Annotated in this window: 17 protein-coding genes; 8 read left to right on the plus strand and 9 right to left on the minus strand. The window is 72.7% G+C overall.

The genetic code is table 11. The annotated features are described in order from the left end of the window. The first annotated feature begins 33 nt into the window (after positions 1–33). Positions 34–1,653 (plus strand): ABC-F family ATP-binding cassette domain-containing protein, encoded by a 1,620-nt coding sequence (locus DC008_RS28565; protein WP_108709418.1) that lies wholly within the window; start codon positions 34–36, stop codon positions 1,651–1,653. Between the two features lie 40 nt (positions 1,654–1,693). Here the strand turns inward: DC008_RS28565 and DC008_RS28570 are convergent, their stop codons facing one another. Next, complete coding sequence (locus DC008_RS28570) at positions 1,694–2,809, minus strand: baeRF2 domain-containing protein (protein ID WP_108709419.1); 1,116 nt, start codon at positions 2,807–2,809, stop codon at positions 1,694–1,696. 57 nt (positions 2,810–2,866) lie between these two features. On the opposite strand from DC008_RS28570, the gene DC008_RS28575 reads away from it, so the two are divergent. Continuing rightward, positions 2,867–3,148 (plus strand): DUF6158 family protein, encoded by a 282-nt coding sequence (locus tag DC008_RS28575; RefSeq protein ID WP_108709420.1) that lies wholly within the window; start codon positions 2,867–2,869, stop codon positions 3,146–3,148. An 89-nt stretch (positions 3,149–3,237) separates the two neighbouring features. On the opposite strand, the gene DC008_RS28580 is transcribed toward DC008_RS28575, so the two are convergent. Next, the gene (locus DC008_RS28580) at positions 3,238–3,789 is read right to left on the minus strand and encodes a type 1 glutamine amidotransferase domain-containing protein (protein ID WP_108709421.1); all 552 of its coding nucleotides are present in this window, start codon (positions 3,787–3,789) and stop codon (positions 3,238–3,240) included. A 50-nt stretch (positions 3,790–3,839) separates the two neighbouring features. Continuing rightward, positions 3,840–4,244, minus strand: a complete 405-nt coding sequence (locus tag DC008_RS28585) for a DUF2795 domain-containing protein (protein WP_108710908.1) — start codon at positions 4,242–4,244, stop codon at positions 3,840–3,842. A gap of 145 nt (positions 4,245–4,389) precedes the next feature. Here DC008_RS28585 and DC008_RS35540 point away from each other — a divergent pair, with 145 nt between their 5' ends. Beyond that, complete coding sequence (locus tag DC008_RS35540; protein ID WP_164492391.1) at positions 4,390–4,545, plus strand: hypothetical protein; 156 nt, start codon at positions 4,390–4,392, stop codon at positions 4,543–4,545. Here DC008_RS35540 and fxsT read toward each other — a convergent pair. From fxsT to DC008_RS28605, 4 genes are read right to left on the minus strand one after another with little or no spacing between them, the layout of a single operon-like run. Further along, positions 4,526–8,197 (minus strand): FxSxx-COOH system tetratricopeptide repeat protein, encoded by a 3,672-nt coding sequence (gene fxsT / locus DC008_RS28590; RefSeq protein WP_108709422.1) that lies wholly within the window; start codon positions 8,195–8,197, stop codon positions 4,526–4,528. The genes DC008_RS35540 and fxsT overlap by 20 nt on opposite strands. Continuing rightward, complete coding sequence (locus tag DC008_RS28595; protein WP_244221433.1) at positions 8,194–9,291, minus strand: AAA family ATPase; 1,098 nt, start codon at positions 9,289–9,291, stop codon at positions 8,194–8,196. The genes fxsT and DC008_RS28595 overlap by 4 nt, the downstream gene beginning before the upstream one ends. A 17-nt stretch (positions 9,292–9,308) precedes the next feature. Beyond that, positions 9,309–11,099: a VMAP-C domain-containing protein gene (locus tag DC008_RS28600; protein ID WP_108709424.1), complete on the minus strand. Its 1,791-nt coding sequence runs from the start codon at positions 11,097–11,099 to the stop codon at positions 9,309–9,311. A 51-nt stretch (positions 11,100–11,150) separates the two neighbouring features. Then, on the minus strand, positions 11,151–12,959 hold the full coding sequence (locus DC008_RS28605) for a thiamine pyrophosphate-requiring protein (protein WP_108709425.1): 1,809 nt from the start codon (positions 12,957–12,959) through the stop codon (positions 11,151–11,153). 245 nt (positions 12,960–13,204) lie between these two features. Here DC008_RS28605 and DC008_RS28610 point away from each other — a divergent pair, with 245 nt between their 5' ends. From DC008_RS28610 to DC008_RS28625, 4 genes are all read left to right on the plus strand, one after another. Next, positions 13,205–13,996, plus strand: coding sequence for an RNA polymerase sigma factor SigF (locus DC008_RS28610; protein ID WP_108709426.1), 792 nt, complete (start codon positions 13,205–13,207; stop codon positions 13,994–13,996). Between the two features lie 221 nt (positions 13,997–14,217). Beyond that, positions 14,218–15,057 (plus strand): hypothetical protein, encoded by an 840-nt coding sequence (locus DC008_RS28615; RefSeq protein ID WP_108709427.1) that lies wholly within the window; start codon positions 14,218–14,220, stop codon positions 15,055–15,057. Positions 15,058–15,258: 201 nt separating this feature from the next. Beyond that, a complete protein-coding gene (locus DC008_RS28620) occupies positions 15,259–16,506 on the plus strand; it encodes an aminotransferase class I/II-fold pyridoxal phosphate-dependent enzyme (protein WP_108709428.1) in 1,248 nt (415 codons plus the stop codon). Further along, a complete protein-coding gene (locus DC008_RS28625) occupies positions 16,503–17,603 on the plus strand; it encodes an MBL fold metallo-hydrolase (protein ID WP_108709429.1) in 1,101 nt (366 codons plus the stop codon). Before DC008_RS28620 ends, DC008_RS28625 begins: the two co-directional genes overlap by 4 nt. Before the next feature lie 2 nt (positions 17,604–17,605). Here DC008_RS28625 and DC008_RS28630 read toward each other — a convergent pair whose 3' ends face one another. Next, complete coding sequence (locus DC008_RS28630; protein ID WP_108709430.1) at positions 17,606–18,226, minus strand: DedA family protein; 621 nt, start codon at positions 18,224–18,226, stop codon at positions 17,606–17,608. Then, entirely contained in the window at positions 18,223–18,996 is a 774-nt protein-coding gene (locus DC008_RS28635; RefSeq protein WP_108709431.1) for an MBL fold metallo-hydrolase, read from the minus strand. The genes DC008_RS28630 and DC008_RS28635 overlap by 4 nt, the downstream gene beginning before the upstream one ends. 85 nt (positions 18,997–19,081) lie before the next feature. Here DC008_RS28635 and DC008_RS28640 point away from each other — a divergent pair, with 85 nt between their 5' ends. After that, entirely contained in the window at positions 19,082–19,489 is a 408-nt protein-coding gene (locus tag DC008_RS28640; RefSeq protein ID WP_055619325.1) for a hypothetical protein, read from the plus strand. The last annotated feature ends 21 nt before the right edge of the window (positions 19,490–19,510 follow it).

A 19,510-nucleotide genomic window follows, 5' to 3' on the forward strand; every position in this document is an offset into this window, starting at 1 on the left:
CCCGCTCCGGGGCGCCCCGGAGAATGCGGTCCCATGGGACATCTGGAAGCCGCGCACCTCGAGTACCACCTCCCCGACGGGAGGGCGCTGCTCGGCGATGTCTCGTTCCGGGTCGGCGAAGGCGCCGTGGTGGCGCTGGTCGGGCCCAACGGCGCCGGCAAGACCACCCTGCTCCGGCTGATCTCCGGCGAGCTGAAGCCGCACGGCGGCACCGTCACCGTCAGCGGCGGCCTCGGGGTGATGCGCCAGTTCGTGGGCTCGGTGCGGGACGAGACGACCGTACGCGACCTGCTGGTCTCGGTGGCGCCGCCCCGGATCCGGGAGGCGGCCCGGGCCGTCGACGCCGCCGAGCACGCGATCATGACGGTCGACGACGAGGCCGCCCAGCTGCGGTACGCGCAGGCGCTCGCCGACTGGGCGGAGGCGCGCGGCTACGAGGCCGAGACGCTGTGGGACATGTGCACCACGGCCGCGCTCGGCGTGCCCTACGAGAAGGCGCAGTGGCGGCAGGTGCGGACCCTGTCCGGCGGTGAGCAGAAGCGGCTGGTGCTGGAGGCGCTGCTGCGCGGCACCGACGAGGTCCTGCTGCTGGACGAGCCGGACAACTACCTCGATGTGCCCGGCCAACGCTGGCTGGAGGAGCGCCTGAAGGAGACCCGCAAGACGGTCCTCTTCGTCTCCCACGACCGTGAACTCCTGGCCCGCGCCGCCGAGAAGATCGTCTCCGTGGAGCCCTCCCCGGCCGGCGCGGACGCCTGGGTGCACGGCGGCGGCTTCACGACGTACCACGAGGCCCGCCGGCAGCGCTTCGCCCGCTTCGAGGAGTTGCGCAGACGCTGGGACGAGAAGCACGCCCAGCTGAAGAAGCTGGTGCTGACGCTGCGTCAGGCCGCCGAGAACAGCCCGGACATGGCCTCCCGCTACCGGGCGGCCCAGACCCGGCTGCGTAAGTTCGAGGAGGCGGGCCCGCCGCCCGAGCCGCCCCGCGAGCAGGACATCCGGATGCGCCTCAAGGGCGGCCGCACCGGCGTCCGGGCGGTCACCTGCGAGGACCTGGAACTGACCGGTCTGATGAAGCCGTTCTCGCTGGAGGTGTTCTACGGCGAACGCGTCGCCGTCCTCGGGTCCAACGGCTCCGGCAAGTCCCACTTCCTGCGTCTGCTGGCCGGCGAGGACGTCGCGCACACCGGCCGGTGGAAGCTCGGGGCGCGTGTGCTGCCGGGCCACTTCGCGCAGACCCACGCGCACCCCGAGCTGATGGGCCGCACGCTCCTCGACATCCTGTGGACCGAGCACTCGCAGGACCGGGGCGCCGCCATGTCCCGGCTGCGCCGCTACGAGCTGACCCAGCAGGCCGAGCAGGCCTTCGACCGGCTCTCCGGCGGCCAGCAGGCCCGTTTCCAGATCCTGCTGCTGGAGCTGGAGGGCGTCACGGCCCTGCTGCTCGACGAGCCCACCGACAACCTCGACCTGGAGTCCGCCGAGGCGCTCCAGGAAGGGCTGGAGGCGTTCGAGGGGACCGTCCTCGCGGTCACCCACGACCGCTGGTTCGCCCGCTCCTTCGACCGCTACCTGGTCTTCGGCAGCGACGGACGTGTCCGCGAGACACCGGAGCCGGTGTGGGACGAGCGCCGGGTGGAGCGGGCGCGCTAGGGGTTTCCACGCCCGGCCCAGGTGTTTTCCCGACCCGGGCTCACGCCCAGCGCAGCAGGGCGCCCAGGCCGCCCGCCGGGGCCTCCTCGCGGGCGGCGCCGTCCGCCGGGCCCACCGACACCGCGGCGGCGCCCGTGGCGACCGCGGACCGGATCAGCGCGTCGTCGGCACGGGCCGACCAGGAGTTCTGCTCGCCGAGGATCCGCAGATCCGTGCGGCGCACGGCCACCTGGTCGGGGTCCTCGCCGATCCACACCTCGCGGTGCGCGTCCGGCCCGTCCGGGCGGATCAGCAGTTCGTCGATCCGGTGCTCACGGGCGGCCTCGACCAGCGCGGGCACGCCCTCCACGGCTCCGGCACGGCCCTCGTCGTCCGGGGTGCGGGCCGCCAGGAACCGGTCCATCTCGGTCTCCGCCCGGCCACGTACGTGCTCCTCGCGGATCCGGGCCACGTCGTCGTCCAGCAGCCTGCTGCCCGAGCCGTGCGGGGCCTCGACGACCGCGTCCCGCAGCCGCCGCGGCAGCCGCTCGTGCACGGCCCGCCGCTCCCGGTCGTCACCGACCAGGATCACCAGGTCGGCGCCGGTCTCCTCCTGGCACACGGACAGCGCGTCGGCGACCTCCGCCGCGTTGTGCTCCCAGGTGTTCTCGACCTTCAGCTGGAAGTGCCGTTCGGACCAGTCGGACGACGCGGTGCGGTGGATGGGGTGCTCACGGCCCGTGACGGAGCCGGCGTCCCGCCCGCCCAGGGCGTCGCGCAGCTCGAAGTCCGCGCCCTTGCGGTCGACGTAGGCCACCACGCAGACCGGGTCCTCACCGGCCAGCTCCAGCAGGGGAGCGGTGTGCGGCAGCGGCGCCCAGTGGGCGCTGTCGCGCTGCGGGGGACGGGCCAGCGACGCCTGGAGCACCACCTCACCCGCATGGGCGAAGATCGCCCGCCCGTTCGGCTCGGACGAGTGTTCCAGCGCCTCCAGCGCACCGCGTACGGCCGCGCAGGTCGCGGTGTCGCAGCCCTGCTCGGCGAGGTCGTCGGTCAGGGCCCGCGCGGTCAGATGCCGCTCGTGCGGTGTGTCCTCCGTATGCCGGGAGGTCCCCACGTACACGGAGGCCCAGGGGCCGGGGTGTTCGTACAGTGGATGCAGAAAGGCGAGGTCCATGACTGTCTCCCGTGCGCCTCGGGGGCTGTGTGCTCAGCGGGCGGGTACCCGGACGGCATGGTTGGACACGACGAGCGGGGCACCACGATGACCGGAGTCGACCCCGGCCGGCTGGACGATCAGCAGCTCATGAAGGAGCTGGAGACGATCCACCGGACGCGCCACGACACGCTGCTGTACGGCTCGAACGACGCGCTGCGGGCCCACAACGAACGCATGGCACAGCTGGAGGGCGAGTATCTGCGCCGCAATCCCGGCCGCCTGGTGGCCGCCGGACGCACCCGTGAGGGGGCCCGTGACCGCGACGGCGGCACCGCGCCCGCCGCACCCGGCGGCTGAGCACACGGAAAGCGCCGGGGCGGGACCCGTCGTCCTCGCTCCGGCGCCTGTGGCCCGCCCCTTGTAGCGGGGGCGGGCCGGTGGGGCGGTCAGGCGGCCTGCCGCGACTCGGCGGCGAACACCTCCAGGAACGTCTGGCAGAACGCCTTCAGATCGTCCGGCTTGCGGCTCGTGACCAGCTTGCTCGGCGCGTGGTCGCAGACCTGGACCTGCTCGTCGACCCAGGTGCCGCCGGCATTGCGGAGGTCGGTCCTCAGACTCGGCCAGGAGGTCAGGACCCGGCCGCGTACGACGTCCGCCTCGATCAGTGTCCACGGGGCGTGACAGATCGCCGCGACCGGCAGGCCCCGGTCGAAGAAGTCCCGGACGAAGGCGACGGCCTTCTCGTCCATCCGCAGGAAGTCCGGGTTCGCGACCCCGCCGGGCAGGACAAGACCGCCGAAGTCCCCGGCCGAGGTCTCCCCGACGACCTCCTGCACGGGGAAGGTGTCCGCCTTGTCGAGATGGTCGAACGCCTGGATCTCACCGGACTGCGTCGAGACGAGCACCGGCTCGTGCCCGGCGTCCTTCGCGGCCTGCCAGGGCTCGGTCAGCTCGACCTGCTCGACGCCCTCGGGTGCGGTCAGAAATGCGATGCGCATACGGTCTCCACGTTCTCGTCGTCGTCCTTCACTCACGGCCGGGCGGACCGCTACGCGCCCTGGCGTCGCTCGCCGCCGCTGCCTTCGCCGGTGAGCGCCTCGGCCAGCTGCTGCACGTTGGCGTACCGCTCGGAGCGCGGCAGCCGCCCCACCGGGTCCACCAGGACGTCGGGCGCATGACTGCGCCGCAGCTCGCCCACGAGCTCCCGCGGGCCGGCCGGGAAGGAATGGCGGCTCAGGATGCGCGCCAGTTCCAGCCGGACCGTCTCCAGGGACGCCGCAGACGACCCCGGGGCCACCGGACCGCCCGCGACCTGCGGATCGTCCTCGGCGGACGGCTCCGGGTCGTGCCACTCCTCGGCCCGGGTGGGATGCCCGGACCGCAGCAACCCCTGTAGTTCGTGCTTCATCTCGTCGTCACGGTGGACGCTCAGCCGGTCGCTGCCTCGCTGCATGACTCCCTCCAGATCCTCGGGGCTGCGCACCGCGTACCCGTCCACCGGGGGCCGACACAGGGGTTTGCGAACCGGAAGCGGGGTGACTCGGACGTCTCACCCCCCGAGTCACCCCCCGCGCGACGTTCTGGGGAAGGACCCTGTCATGGCACTGCTCGCCGTGCTGCTGCCGATCCTGATGCTCTGCGTGATGCTGGCGCTCGGGCGCCTTGAGGACTTGCTCCTGCCGGAGGACCCCGTCCCCGTCCCGTCGGAGGGCCGAAGCCTGGGCAGTGAGGGCGCTACTCGTTCAGGGACATGAACAGTCGGGCGGTGCGTACCGAGTCGGGATGGTCGAGGCCCAGTACGCGCCTGCGCCGATTCAGTGTGTCTCTGACCAGCGAGTTCGCCTCACCCGTGCGGCCCAGGGCGATCAGGTTCTCGGCCAGGGCATGCGCCGCGTCCAGAGAGAGGGGATGGTCGGCTCCGAGCACGCGCCGCAGCCTTTCCACGGTTTCCCTGTGCAGGTCGGCGGCCTCCTGAACCTGGCCCACGGTGACCAGGAGCGATGCGGCGGCGAGCGCCTGATTCAGAGAGTCCGGGTGGTCCTCGCCCAGCAGCCTCTGCTGGGAAGCGAGCAGGTCCTCGGCTAGGGCCAGTGCCTGTCCCGTCTCACCGTTGTCCGTCAGGGCCCCGACCAGGCCCGATGCGGCAAGCAGCGTGTCCGCGTGATCGTGTCCGAGGCGTTCGAGCCAGGACAGGTGGAGATCCCGCAATCGGGAGAGGGCGGCCACGGGGTCGAGCTCCCGGAGGGACAGGCACGCCTCGCATGCGGCACGGCGGGCGCCGCTGGTGACCAGGTCCGCAGGGGCGATCGCCAGCAGGTGGGGGAGCAGTCCCTCAGGAAGCGGCTGGGGACGAGTGCGGCCGGCACGCTCCTGATACGACGCCTCCAGCAAGCGGCAGGCATAGGCCGCGGCGCGTTCGTGCTCAGTGGGAGTGAGGGCCTCGCGCAGGGCGCTGAACACGAGGCCGTGCACCTCGACGCCGTCGTCCGACACTCTCGCCAGTGCGTGCCTCTCCAGCACCCTGAGCACCCGCGTTCGCGCCCGTCGACTGGACAGGACGGGTGCGCCGGGGACGCGCGGGCCGTCCGTGATGCTCGGAAGGGGTAAAGGCTCCGGAGCCAACAGGGCACACGCCTTCAGGAAGTCGAGCGCAACCGAGTCCTCTGCGTCCAGGCGGTCCCAAAGGGCGCGGATCGCCCCGGTGAACGTCCCCTCGGCGTCCCCGAGCAGTGTCAGAAGCTGCTCCCCGGTGACGGAGGTCGTGGCCAGGTACGCGACGGCCTGAGCCAGGGACAGCGGATCGTCGTCCAACCGTTCGGCCAGCCGCTCGGCGTCGCTCCGGGACAACGTGGGGACTCTGCGGCGCAACAGCGCCACCGCCTCCCGACGACGCAGCGGGCCGACGCGGACCGTGGCGCCGGGATACCGGCCCGACCGGGAGACGATGAGCGCATGCCCGGTGTCGGCCGGCAGGTACGGCTCCACCGCTCCGGGTTCCTCGGCGTCGTCGAAGACGAGGAGCCAGCGGCCCCGCGCACGCAGTTCCTCGCCGAGTGCTGCCGGCGCCGTGAGTCCCATGGCTGCGGCCAGCCTGGCGAGCCCGTCGTGGATTGTCCCGGAGTCCTCCGCGGACACCCACCACACCACGTCGTAGTCCCCGGCGAAGCGATGGGCGTATTCGCTGGCGAGCTGCGTCTTGCCGACACCAGCGGGGCCATGCACCACCACAACGGCCGGAGCGGCCGCATCGGCCAGCAACTTTCTTATTTTCAGCAAGAGTTCGTCGCGCCCCACGAAGTGGGGGTTGCGCGGCGGATGGTGCCACACCGGCGGCAGCGCCCCTGGCAGAGGCGGGCCTGCCTTCCCGGACGGAAGCCGTTCGCCCACGCCCGGGAAGCGGGGAGGTGCGATCGGGCGCTCCGGCCCCCGCACTGCCTCCAGAAGCGCCCGTCGCGCGGCCTCCTCGTCGAGCCCGAACAAGTCTCTTGTCAGCAGCGACCGCAGGACCGTCGGCGGTGTGGTGTCGTCGAGGCGCAAGGGAATGACCTTGCCCTGGCCCGCGGCCAGGGCAGCACCCAACTCCGGCACGGTCCAGCGCGCTGCTTCGAAATACGCGGTCGAGAGCAGGACCACCACGACGTCGCTGTCCCCGAACTGGGTCAGACGTGAGGGGATGGTGCTGCCGGCCTCCCAACTCCAGACGTCGAGCATGACGGTGTACCCCGCGTCCTTCAGTTGCCAGGCGACCCACTCCGCCCAGGCGCGGTCCGCAGCCGCATAGCTCAGGAGGAAGCGCTCGGCCGTGTCGGCGCGCGTACCTCGTGGCGCCCTGTCACCGCGCGTCGCATGCCCGAGACGCGTCAGTGCCGCGGCGGACGGCACGGCGAACGGCTCCCCGGCGTACGACACGCGGCCGTCCGCCACACCCGTCAGCGCGGCGGTGAAGTCACGTGCGCTGCCGTACCGAGGCTCCAGATACTCGGACACCCGATCCCGTACGAGGGCGTGAACGGTACGTACGTCGTCGTCGTACTGGGCATTGAGCAGGGCGTCCCGCACCCCGGGCGGGAAAGTGAACCGCGGTTCGCCGCCGTCGGAGGCGTCCGGGACGGGGACGCGGCGGAGGATGCCTCCGAGGAACAGCTCCGCCAGGTCGCCGCGGGACGGCTCGTCCAGCATGGCCGTCTGGATTAGCCGCGCCACGGGGAGAGTCACGGTCGACAAGGCCGAGAGGAGGCCCGCCAGTTCCCAGGAGCCGGGAGACGCCGACAGTCGGAAACGGAGGAGCGCCTCCTCGGCGGGGAGGGGCGCGGTCGCTGTGGGCCGCCGCTGCGGCCGGTCCCGGGCGTCCTCAAGGACCGTCTTCGGATTGAGCGGCAACAGGAGGGACGAAGCCGGCCTCCAACAGCCGTCGCCGGTCGTCATCTCGGCCCAGTCACGCAGCGGTCGGGGTTCGAGTTCGACCACCGGCACGGGCACCACGGGCGGCGTGGGCACGGACCGACGGCTCGATGGGGACGTCTTCCAACGGGCGTTGGGAGCGCCGAGGTGAGGGATGCGCAGGGAGACCGGTGTCGGTGTCGCGCCGCCCCGGTTCCACAGCCTCGCGGGCAGGAGGTGGGCGAGCGCCACCTGCGACCGCCGGGCCCAGTCCACCAGAAGACGTTCAGCCGCCCTCGTACGCCAGATCGATCCCACCGTGTCACTCAGAACGAGAATGAGCTGATCACCCGTCGGGTCGACGATCTCCCGATGATGCCGCGGAGGGCGTCCCACCGACGGGTGCGGGCGCAGTGCGACCGATTGGCCGCCTTCCTCACCAGAGAGGTTCCAGCGTCTGATGTCGCGGAACGCGCCCAGGCGTGAGAGGCCCTCGTGGAACTCGCGTACCTCCTGGTGCCACAGGTGCATCGACGGGCCGGTGTCGACGACAAGGGTGAGGGTGAGCCATCGGCTCGGTTGCGGGCGCAGGACCGGAACCATGACCTTCTCGTCCACCAGCCGTGCGACCGTCTCCTCCTCGTCGAGTTCGAACGCGGTCTGGGAGGGGACCTTACGCGTGAGTGGCCTGAGCGCCCTCGTCAGTTCGAGGGAGTGCGGAAGAGCGGCTTCGGCGGGAACGTGGATCGGGACGGCGGGGACCCCGGTGCCGTCCTCGGAGTGGGCTCGGATGTGGAGAGCGGCCTCGTGACGCCTGGCGGGCCCGTTCGGCTCGGAGTCCTCCGCCGTGTCGTCGTCCTGCAGCGGCGTGGACGGCGCCGTCGTCGCCGTCCCCCTGCCCTCGCCCACTTGCTCCTCTCCCTCTCTCAGTACGTGACGGGCGAGCCAGAGGATGTCCGCCAGCTCCTCCGGACCTGCCCCGTCCGCCCCACCTTCGTGCAGGAGCTGGAACAGCTGGGTGATCACGTGGCGTCCGGCCCGCTGAGCGGATGCAGCGTCGCCCCGACCAGCTGATCGATGTCCTCCGGAGCGGTCCACGCGCCCGCCAGCCGCAGCTGTACGGCATTCAGGAGCTGATCCGTGCCCAGTTCGCCCCGCTCGCGCCGCTTGAGGAAGGACGAGATCAGACCGTCCGGGCCGCCGGCCACCTCGGTCGCCTCGGCACCGATGCGCTCCGCGATGATGCGCCGCAGCTTGTCCTCGCCGGGACGGCCGATGGTCAGCCTGACGCAGCGGCGCAGGAAGGCGGGTGGGAACTCCCGTTCACCGTTGCTCGTCAGGATCACCACGGGAAATGCCCGGCACTGCACGCGCCCTGCGGTGATGCGTGCGCCGACGCCCTGATCGTCGGTGCCGACGGTCACCACCCGCTGGTGATCTGCCAGCCGGGCCAGCTCGGGGATTTCGAAGCGCCCCTCGTCCAGCACGGTGAGAAGGTCACCCGGCAGGTCGATGTCACATTTGTCGATCTCGTCGATGAGAAGCACGCGTGGCCGCTCCGAGGGGAGGAACGCCGTTCCCAGGGGTCCGAGTTGAAGGTACTTACCGATACCGGCGACCGTCGGGCTCCCTCCAGGGTGAGAGCGGGGGCGTCGCGCCGCCGGGCGAGCCGTCGCGGAGCCCAGCCGGTTGAGGTTGGCGTCCTCCAGGCGACGCAGCGCGTCGTAACGGTACAACCCGTCGCGCAGGGTCGCCCGGCTCGTGATGGGCCAGCGCAGCACGGGGCCCAGTCCGAGGTCCTCGGCGATGCTGTACGCCAAGGTCGACTTGCCGACCCCGGGGACGCCCGTGACCAGAAGAGGACGACGCAGATGGAGCGCCGTATTGACGAGATCGATCTCATGGTCTTCGGCGATGTAACCGGCTCCGCGCCGACGGTCAGCCGTGTACCGCTCGTCGTCCAAGGACGGGATGCGGTAGTCGGAGTCGATCCGGCCGTCGAACTGCCGCCATGGCGGGCTTAGTCGGGCCAGCCGGTCGAGCCGCTCCCCGGCGGACGCCTGGGGAGCGCCTTTGTAGATCCACCAGTCTTTCACTGCACCTCCGGTCAGGTCCGGCACACGCCGGTTGATCGTGATCAGGCGATGAGGTTCGTGTCGCTCAGCGGATCCACGCCCACGGGGTGGTCCGGGTCGTCCCAGAGAAGGACCACACTGGCCCTCGCGCGGTCGGCCACATCCCTGTCGCGGCGCAGAGCCTTGACGTCAAGGGGGAGGCGCGACACGTTCGACACGTCCAGCAGTTTCGGCAGTCCCGGCACGGTGGGATCCTCCCGGTCGCATGCGCGCTGCCACACCACGACCGGCATCCCGGCGTCGAGGGCGGCGTCCACACCGGGCCGGGCTCGAGCCATGGAGACCGCGACACACACCGGGTGATCCGTCTCGTACCACTCGCCGACGAGATCGTCCAGTTGGTCGACGTGCTCGTCCCCGACCCAGACAGTGGCCAGGCCGCTGCCGTCTCGCTGCCGGGTCAGCCACCGCCACCGGCTGGACCATCGCTCCACGAGGTCGGCACCCCAGCGCTGGTCCAGACAGCGGACCACCACCTCGTACACCTTGCCCAGGGCGCGTGAGTCTCGGCGCAGCCGGACCTCCCACTGATCGAACCCCTCCTCCAGCAGGCCGTCGGACACGGCGAACTCGACCCGCTGGAGTCTTACGCCCGGACCGAGGGTGTCGGGACGCAGACAGCCCTCCAGGAGGAGGCGGGCGCCCTCCACGTCCACCACGATCGGGGCCGAGGACGGCTCCGGGCGCAGGCGTTCGGGGCGCCGGCCGTCCGTGGTGCGCCGCCAGATCTCGGCGTAGAAACTGTCCTGCTGCTGGGGGTGCTCCGCGAGTCGGACCGTGAGTGTGGCTTCGGTGCGCTCGATCCGCGGCACGGCGGGCAGGGCGGGCAGCTCACAGTCACTCAGGAACCGGGTCACCCAGGCGTTCAGTTCACGCGCCCTGCGGCGCTCGTCAGGGTTCTCGCCCGCCGCGAATCCGGCCGCCAGGGCGTGCACGAAGGTGACGGCCTTGGGCACCGTCCCCGGAGGGTGGCGACGTTCGCCGAGATCCCGTGCCCAGGCGTACAGGTCGACGTCACCCACAGGGGCGGGCGGTGCGGCGGCCCACCCGAGGCTGCCCGTCTCCCCGAACGACCACTGGTAGGCCTGCTCGGCCCACCTCGGCGGAGCGACGTCCTCCAGGATGTCGGCCAGCAGGCGCCACGCCTGTGCGTCCAGGCCGTGGGCACCGTCGTCCGCACCTCCTGCGACGTCCGGTACGCCGGCCGCGCCCGCCGGACCGGGCGAAGGGGCCGAAAGCAAGGACGACTGCGGTGGGTACACCGGGATCGGACCCATCGGCGGCTCCACCCGCTCCGGCTGACCGGTGATGCGGCGAACCAGCTTTTCGATGCCCCGCTCGTCCAAGGTCGGTACGGGGATGCGGCTGATGCGCTCTGCGCCCAGGAAATCGGGAAACTCCGTTTCGCAACGCCCCGGCAGCACGACCATCAGGACTCTGTGGAGCCATCGTGTAGGGGCGACGTACATCTCCGTCATCATCTTGCGGGTCTCCCAGTAGACTCCGCGGCCGACCCCGTCCAGCGGCTCCGCGCGTTCGCCGCGAACCTTGTACTCGGGGGAGGCGATGACCAGGACGTAGTCCGCGTCCGTGTACTCCCGGTGCATCCACCAGGGCCAGTCCTGCGACTGCACGCCTGCGAAGGAGTCGAGCTTGGCATCGACACCACCCTTGACGCGCAGTAGCTCGTAGAGCGTCTCCACCTGCGTAACGTGGGCCGCGTCGTCATGGGCGTACGAGATGAAGACCCTCGGTCTAGCCCTTTTCGTCGCGGTGTCCGCCTCGATTTCCATCCCTCGAGCCCCCTCGTGCGCGCAGGACCCAGGGTAGTGGGGCGACCGGCCTCAGTCCCCCTTGTCCTGCCGTTCCCGCGTCGGCAGGAACTCCTGCAGCTTCGACTTGACGCCCTGCTTCACCATCGAGCCGCGGTCCGCGTCGCCCTTGAGGATCGCCGACGCCGTCGCCTCCATCTGCTCCCAGGTGGCGTGCGGGGGGACCGGCGGCACGGCCGGGTCGGTCACGAACTCCACGACCGCGGGACCGTCCGCGGCCAGCGCGGTACGCCAGGCCGGCTCGACGTCCTCCGGCTTCTCCACCCGGATGCCGGTCAGGCCGAGGGAGCGGGCGAAGTCGGCGTACCGGACGTCGGGCAGCTCCTGCGACGGCAGGAACGACGGGGCGCCGCCCATGGCGCGCATCTCCCAGGTCACCTGGTTGAGGTCCCGGTTGTTGTAGACGGCCACCACCAGCCGCGGGTCCTCCCACAGGTCCCGGTACTTCGCGGCCGTGATCAGCTCCGCCAGCCCGTTCATCTGCATCGCCCCGTCCCCGACGAGCGCGATCGCCGGGCGGTCCGGGTGGGCGAACTTCGCGCCGATCGCGTACGGCACCGCGCAGCCCATCGTCGCCAGCGTCCCCGACAGTGAACCGCGCATGCCCGGGCGGAACGTCAGATGGCGGGCGTACCAGTTGGACATCGACCCCGAGTCCGAGGTGACGATCGCGTCGGCGGGCAGCAGCGGGTCCAGCGCGCGGGTGACGTACTCCGGGTTGACCGGGTCGGCCGACAGCCCCGCCCGCCGCTCCATCACCTCGTGCCAGCGCGTCACGTTGTCGCAGATCGTCTCGGACCACTCCCGGCCGCGTTCCTCGGACCGGATCAGCGGGATCAGCCGCTCCAGGGTGGCCTTCGCGTCACCGATCAGGTTCACCTCGTACGGGTAGCGCATCCCGACCATGTGCGGGTCGATGTCGATCTGCACGCCCCGCGCCTTGCCGAAGTCCGGCAGGAACTGCGAGTAGGGGAACGACGAACCGATCGTCAGCAGCGTGTCGCAGTCCCGCATCATCTCGTACGACGGACGCGTACCCAGCAGACCGATCGAGCCGGTGACGTACGGCAGTTCGTCGCTCAGGACGTCTTTGCCGAGCAGGGCCTTCGCGACGCCGGCGCCGAGCAGCTCGGCCATCCGCTCGACCTCGGCGCGCGCGCCCGCAGCGCCCTGGCCGACCAGGATGGCCACCTTGTCACCGGAGTTGAGGATCTCGGCCGCCTGCCGGACGGAGTCCTCGGACGGGACCGTCGTCCACGCGCCGGACTCCAGACTGGACGGCACCATCTTGAACTCGTGCGTGGGCGCCGAGTATTCGAGCTCCTGGACGTCCCCGGGGACGATGATCGCCGTGGGGGCGCGGCGCGCGTACGCCGTACGGATCGCCCGGTCGAGGACGTTCGGCAGCTGCTCGGGGACGGTCACCGTCTCCACGAAGTCCGAGGCGACGTCCTTGAACAGCGTGTGCAGGTCGACCTCCTGCTGGTACGACCCGCCCATCGCGGTGCGATGCGTCTGGCCGACGATGGCCACCACGGGCACATGGTCCAGCTTGGCGTCGTACAGGCCGTTCAGCAGGTGGATCGCGCCCGGCCCCGAGGTCGCGGCGCAGACACCGACCCGGCCGCTGAACTTGGCGTAGCCGACCGCCTGGAACGCGGACATCTCCTCGTGCCGGGACTGCACGAACCGCGGCCGGTTCTCGGCGCGGCCCCAGGCGGCGAGCAGACCGTTGATGCCGTCGCCCGGGTAGCCGAAGACATGCTCCACCCCCCAGGCACGCAGACGCTCGAGGATGTGGTCGGCGACCGTGGTGCTCATACGGGACCTCCAGAGGACTCCGGGGACGGCGCGGCACCGCTACGAGTGACCCCGGACCCGGGGGGAAAACCTGCGGCGGGCGTTTGGGCACCCCGCGTGGGGGCAGGCGGACCATCAGTGCTTCGGACCGGAGGCACGTCCGTGGGACCGCTGCGTCCCGGACGGGTGTGCCCGGTACCGGAGCGCTCGGGGTTCCCGCGGTGACCGTCCACCGGAGCACGTGACCTAGGGAGTTGCCAGGGGACATGCCCACCACAGTGAAAGCCCGCAAGCACCCGCACGACGACGCGCCCGACACCGCCGCGGACTTCCGCACGCTGGCCGCGCTGCCCGAGGGCCCGGAGCGCGACGCGCTGCGCGGCCGGATCGTCGAGGCGTGGCTGCCCATGGCCGACCGGCTGGCCGGGCGCTTCCGCAGCCGCGGCGAGAGCCTGGACGATCTGCGCCAGGTCGCCGCGCTCGGCCTGGTCAAGGCCGTCGACCGGTACGACCCGGAACTCGGCAACGCCTTCGAGAGCTACGCCGTGCCGACCATCACCGGCGAGATCAAGCGGCACTTCCGCGACCACATGTGGACGCTGCACGTCCCGCGCCGGGTGCAGGATCTGCGCAACCGCGTCCGGTTCGCCGTGCAGGACCTGCAGACCGTCTCCGGCGACCGGCCGACCGTCGCGGAGATCGCCGCGCACGCCGACCTGAGCGAGGCCGACGTCCGCGTCGGCCAGGAGGCACTGGAGAGCTTCACCGCCCTGTCCCTCGACGCCGAGCTGCCCGGCAGCGACGACGGCTACTCGCTCAGCGACGCTCTGGGATCCGTCGACCCCGCCCTCGACACGGTCGTCGACCGCGAGGCCGTCGCCCCGCGCCTGGCGGCCCTGCCCGAACGCGAGCGCGCGATCCTCTACATGCGGTTCTTCGGCGACATGACCCAGAGCCGCATCGCCGAACAACTCGGCATCTCCCAGATGCACGTCTCCCGCTTGATCAACCGCTGCTGCTCCCGAGTCCGCGACCAGGTCCTGAACGACGGCTCCTGAGACGCCGGGTCCCCCTGGGACGCTCACCGCCACGGCCGACCTCGTGGCCTGCGAGGCCCACTACCCGTTCCCCGCCCGCCCTCCCGTCACATCACCCGCTCGGACGCGTCGCGTCCCGCGAATGGCGTGTGGCCGCGCGCGGCCGCGTGGGGGGCGGGCTGTCATGGCGGAGGGGCACGAGTGTCCGTACCCCGCTGCCGTCGGCCGAAGGAGTCCACCCCATGCGCCGCACCGTCCGCGCCCTGTCCGTCGCCGCACTGGCCGGTGCCGCCCTGGGCACCGGCGTCCAGGCCGCCCTCGCGGACCCCACGGCGGAGGTCGGGCCCGCGACCGTCACGCCCGGCGAGTCCGTCACCGTCTCGGTCACCTGCGATCCGGTCGACGGCACCGCGCCCGACACCCTCGACGCCGTGTCCCAGGCGTTCGAGGACGGCACGGTCCAGCTCCGGCGCGTCAGCGGGGGTGCGGGCGCGGACGCCGCGCCCGTCTACCGGGGGGCCGCGCAGATCTCCCCGGCCGAGAACTTCGAGGGCGACCCCGACGCGGCCGGGCCCGAGTCCGCCTGGACCGTCGACGGCACCTGCCCGGCGACGGGCGGGACCGAGGGGTCGGACTGGAGCGCGACGTTCGACGTGGCCCTCGCGGCGGGCGCCGGTGAGAGCGGGTCCGAGGCCGACACCCTCGCGGCGGACAGCGGGGGAGAGGACCCCGCCGCCGCCACACTCAGCGTGCCTCGCGAGACCGACGACGGGGACAAGGGCCGTTGCAGCGGGTCCTCGTGGGGTGGGGGCGGGGAGTGGGGGGACAGCGGGGGGTCGTCGAGCCGGCCGCGGACGGAGGATTCCGGGGAGTGGAAGGGCGGTAAGACCCACCAGCCCGAGCCCTGCGAGTCTTCCGCCGTCCCCGTCGACCCCGCCGTTCCGGGTGGTGTGAAGGCCGGGCAGGGCGGGGTCTTCACCGACTCCGTGCCCGCCCTGGTCTGCGGCGGCGTCCTCATCGCCGGCGCGGCCGGCGGGGCCGTGTACCGGCTGCGCCGCAGGGCGCCGGCCTGGCGGAAGTGACCGTACGGGCGGCCCGGACGGAGGGTGTCGGCCGGGGCGGAAGTGACCGTACGGCCGGCCCGGCGGAGGCGGCTGCGTCGGTGTGACGGGCGCAACCTCCGGCGGCGGTCATGGGACGGATGACGATGGGTACGCAGAGCGCGACGGGTACACGACACACCGTGCGGCTCATACGGCGGCTGGCACAGCACGGAGGTACGGATGCGCCGGACGGACCTCGAGGGCCACGGCCCCGTGCGTTTCGGGCCGCCCCTGCCCGACGACGGGCTGCCCGTCCTGCCCGAACTGGCCGGTGTGCTCGCCGCCGCCGCGGGCCGCGCCGCGAGCGAGCCCGTCGGCGGCGGTGCCGCGCTCCTGGAGGCCGCCTGCGGCTACTGGGACCGGCGGGGCCTGCCGACCGCCCCCGAGCAGGTCGTCGCCGCCCCCGGCGCCCCCGCGCTGCTGCTCGCCCTGACCGCCGCGCTCGGCGGGGACGTCCTGGTGCCCCGGCCCTGCGCCGCCTGGTGGGCGCCGTACGCCCGGCTGCTGGGCAGACCCGTCTTCCATGTGCCCACCCCGGCCGAGTCCGGCGGCGTCCCCGATCCGTACGCGCTGCTGGAGACCGTCCGCCGGGTCCGTGCGGAGGGCGGCGACCCCCGGCTGCTGGTGCTGTCGCCCGCCGACGACCCCGCCGCCACCGTGGCCCCGCCCGAGGTGCTGCACGAGGCCCTGGAGGCCGCCACCGGCGAGGGACTGCACCTGGTCAGCGACGAGACCTGGCGCGACACCGTGCACGCCCCCCACGAGACCGTGCTGCTCAGCCCCGCCGAGATGCTCCCCGACCGGGTCACGGTCGTCACCGACCTGGCCGGCGCCCACCTCCCGACCGGCTGGCCCGCGGCCGTCGCCCGGTTCCCCGCCGGCGCCGCCGGGGACGGCCTGCACGCGCGCGTGCTCGACGTGCTCACCGCCCTCGGCGCCCGCGTCGCGGGCCCCGTCGCGCTCGCCGCCGGGTACGCCCTGACCGAGCCCGAGCCGGTCACCGCCCGGATCACCGCGACCGTACGGCTGCACGCGCGGCTCGCCGCCGTCGCGTACGCGGTCGCCGTGGACGCCGGTGCCGTCGCCCGGCCCCCGCAGGCCGGACGGCATCTGTACGTCGACCTCGGACCACTGCGCGCCGGGCTGTCCGGCCATGACGTGGGGGACGCCCAGGACCTCGAGGACTTTCTCGCCGGCCGGCTCGGCATGCCCGCCCCCGGCGGTCACCGCTTCGGCGACGCCCTCGGGGAGCTGCGTGTCCGGCTGTCCACCGGAGCGCTGCTCTCCGGTACCGACGAGGAGCGCGCGGAATGTCTCACGTCCCCCACGCCGTTGGAACTGCCGCACGTGCGACGCGCGTTGACCCACCTCAAGTCGGTCTTCGACGAACTCCGTGACGATGCCGAGCGATGGGAGACCCCTCGATGACGCAGCAGTCCGACTCGGCCGCCCCGATCCCCTCGCGCACCCCCCTGAAGGAAGCCACAGCGCCCACCCCTTCCCCTTTTCCCCGGCTGGCCGCGCCCCGCCCGCTCGCCGAGCGCCGGGTGTGGCCCCGCACCTTCCACGACCGGCTCACCGCCCCGCTGCCCGGCCTGCGCGCCTTCGCCCGCTTCGCCCGAGAGGGCGCGATCCGGCCCGGACGGGAGGGCCTCGCCGACATCCGGCGGCTGCCCTTCGCGCCGGCCCCGCTGCCCCGCGTCGACGCCCGCACGATCGCCGTCTCCTGGGCCGGGCACGCCAGTTGGGTCGTACGGATCGGCGGGCTCACCGTCCTGACCGACCCCGTCTGGTCGCGCCGCATCCTCGGCACCCCGGCCCGCGTCACCCCCGTAGGCATCCCCTGGGACGCCCTCCCGCGCGTGGACGCCGTCGTCATCAGCCACAACCACTACGACCACCTGGACGCCCCCACCCTGCGCCGGCTCCCGCGCGACACCCCCGTGTTCGTGCCGGCCGGCCTCGGCCCCTGGTTCCGGCGCCGCCGGTTCACCCGGGTCACCGAGCTGGACTGGTGGGAGGCGGCCGAACTGTCCGGCGTCCGCATCGACTTCGTACCGGCGCACCACTGGTCCAAGCGGACCCTGCTCGACACCTGCCGCAGCCTGTGGGGAGGCTGGGTGCTCACCGCGCCCGACGGGCAGCGCGTGTACTTCGCGGGCGACACCGGCTACGGCCACTGGTTCCGCCGTATCGGCGAGCGCTACCCCGGCATCGACCTCGCGCTGCTCCCGATCGGCGCCTACGAGCCCCGCTGGTGGCTCAGCGACGTCCACTGCGACCCGGAGGAGGCCGTCCGCGCCGCCGGCGACCTGGGCGCCCGCAGGATGGCGCCGATGCACTGGGGCACGTTCGTGCTGTCGGCCGAGCCCGTCCTGGAACCGCTCACACGCGTGCGTGCCGCGTGGGAGCGGGCGGGACGCGACCGGGCCGACCTGTGGGACCTGCCGGTGGGCGGCTCACGGGTGCTGGAGGGGGAGCCCGCCGTCCGGACGGCGGAGGCGCACAGGGAGTCCCAGGGCTGACGTCAGCCCGCCGACCGCAGCCGCTTCCACACGCTCGGCGCCGCGCTGATCAGCACCGTCAGCGCGACCGCCGCGACGACACCCTCCCACGGCTCGGGGAACAGCGAACCCCCGAGGATGCCGATGAGCTGGTACGTCACCGCCCAGGCCACACACGCCGGGAGGTTGCCCCGGGCGAACCTCCGGATCGGCCACTCGGCGAGCAGGCACGCCAGCATCACCGGCAGCCGGCCCGCCGGGACCAGCCGGGACAGCACCAGCACCGCCACATCGTGCTCCGCGAGCTTGCGCTGCGACTGCTCCAGTCGGTCCTCCGGGGCGCGTGAGCGGATCGCCTCCAGCCAGCGCGAGCCGTTCTTCGAGCCCATGCCGCGCCGCCCCAGCCAGTACAGCGTCGCGTCGCCGAGGAACGCGGCCGTCGACGCCGTCAGGAACACCAGGGCCAGCGACAGCGGCGACCCCTGGTGGAACGCCACCACCGCGGCCGAGCTGACCAGCGCCCCCGTCGGCACGACCGGCACCAGCGCCCCGACCAGCACCAGCAGGAACAGCGAGGGATAGCCGAGCGCCTGCTGCGTCGAGCCGGGTGCCACGGTGGTCGTGACAGCGGCGAGGAACGTCACCGGAACACCTCCGGGCGCACGCTCTCGCCGTGCGCCGGGCGATGCACCGACACTCCGGGCGCGCGCTCCGCCGCAAGCCGCTCGAACTCCTCGCCCGGCGCATGGAACTCATGGGGGCGCACGGCGTCCATCCCGATCGGCCAGTACGTGCCGTAGTGCACCGGCACCGCGCTGCGCGGCCCGAGCAGGGCCAGCGCCTCGGCCGCCCGCCCGGCGTCCAGATGCCCGTCCCCCAGATACGGCCCCCAGCCGCCGACCGGCAGCAGTGCCACGTCGACCGGGCCGACCTCCTTCGCCATCGTGTCGAACAGCCCGGTGTCCCCGGCGAAGTAGGTGCGGGCGTGGCCCTCGATCACATAACCGAGGGCGGGTGAGCGATGCGGCCCGACCGGCAGCCGCCGCCCGTCGTGCCGTGCGGACACCGCCCGTACGGCCAGGTCACCGACGCCCGTCACATCCCCGGGCGCCATCTCGGTGAGCCGCAGATGCCGGAGTCGGCGCAGTCCGGGCACCGACCGGGGCGCACCCCGGGGCACGAGCAGCCGGGTGCCGGGCGCGAGCCGGGCCAGCGACGGCAGATGGAGATGGTCGGCGTGCAGATGGGAGACCAGGACGACGTCCGCGCGCAAGGCGTCCGGCGGTGGCGGCGCGCCCCGGCGCCGGCGCAGATGCGCGAGCCGGCGTGCGAACAGAGGATCGGTCAGGACGCGTATGTTCGCATCCTCGACCGTGCAGGTGGCGTGCCCCCACCACGTGATCTCCACCGGCACCTCTTTGCCTCCTTCGTGCGCCTCCCCGAAGCGTACGGGCTGGAGTAGGGTCGGCGGCGAAACCCGGAGGTGAGGGGGGACGCCCATGGGGCCGACCGCGGTGCGGGTCACGGCGATCGCCAGTCTGACGCCGCTCGAGGAGCTGGACGCCGACCCCTTCCTGGTGGACTCCCGCAGCCAGCACGCCATGTGCGCCCACTGGGCCGCCCAGCACGGATACGTCGTCGCGCGCGAGCTGCTGGTGCGCCGGCTGCGGACCGACCACACCGTCCTGTGGGAGGGCGTGCGCCCCGGCCTCGACCTGTTCGTCGCGCCCAGCCGCCGCGTCCTGGAGAGCGCCCTGTCCTCCGTCGAGGAGTTCACCGCCGAGTGCGCCCGGCGCGGGGTCCGGGTGGAGACCGTGGGCGGCGCGGAGCCGTCGTACGACGCCCAGATGAAGGCCCGGGTGCACCGCAGACTCTCCATGCCGACGGCCGGCTACGACGGACGCTGAGCCCGCGCACCGGCGCTGACC

The organism is Streptomyces nigra (assembly GCF_003074055.1).
GTDB classification, from domain to species: domain Bacteria; phylum Actinomycetota; class Actinomycetes; order Streptomycetales; family Streptomycetaceae; genus Streptomyces; species Streptomyces nigra.

Excerpts from the sequence above, each read along its gene's own strand:
- DC008_RS28640 (WP_055619325.1), top strand. The coding sequence starts at position 19,082 with ATGGGGCCGACCGCGGTGCGGGTCACGGCGATCGCCAGTCTGACGCCG.
- DC008_RS28625 (WP_108709429.1), top strand. The coding sequence starts at position 16,503 with ATGACGCAGCAGTCCGACTCGGCCGCCCCGATCCCCTCGCGCACCCCC.
- DC008_RS28585 (WP_108710908.1), bottom strand. The coding sequence starts at position 4,244 with ATGCAGCGAGGCAGCGACCGGCTGAGCGTCCACCGTGACGACGAGATG.
- DC008_RS35540 (WP_164492391.1), top strand. The coding sequence starts at position 4,390 with ATGGCACTGCTCGCCGTGCTGCTGCCGATCCTGATGCTCTGCGTGATG.
- DC008_RS28575 (WP_108709420.1), top strand. The coding sequence starts at position 2,867 with ATGGTTGGACACGACGAGCGGGGCACCACGATGACCGGAGTCGACCCC.
- DC008_RS28610 (WP_108709426.1), top strand. The coding sequence starts at position 13,205 with ATGCCCACCACAGTGAAAGCCCGCAAGCACCCGCACGACGACGCGCCC.
- DC008_RS28605 (WP_108709425.1), bottom strand. The coding sequence starts at position 12,959 with ATGAGCACCACGGTCGCCGACCACATCCTCGAGCGTCTGCGTGCCTGG.
- DC008_RS28580 (WP_108709421.1), bottom strand. The coding sequence starts at position 3,789 with ATGCGCATCGCATTTCTGACCGCACCCGAGGGCGTCGAGCAGGTCGAG.
- DC008_RS28565 (WP_108709418.1), top strand. The coding sequence starts at position 34 with ATGGGACATCTGGAAGCCGCGCACCTCGAGTACCACCTCCCCGACGGG.
- DC008_RS28600 (WP_108709424.1), bottom strand. The coding sequence starts at position 11,099 with ATGGAAATCGAGGCGGACACCGCGACGAAAAGGGCTAGACCGAGGGTC.
- DC008_RS28570 (WP_108709419.1), bottom strand. The coding sequence starts at position 2,809 with ATGGACCTCGCCTTTCTGCATCCACTGTACGAACACCCCGGCCCCTGG.
- DC008_RS28620 (WP_108709428.1), top strand. The coding sequence starts at position 15,259 with ATGCGCCGGACGGACCTCGAGGGCCACGGCCCCGTGCGTTTCGGGCCG.
- DC008_RS28615 (WP_108709427.1), top strand. The coding sequence starts at position 14,218 with ATGCGCCGCACCGTCCGCGCCCTGTCCGTCGCCGCACTGGCCGGTGCC.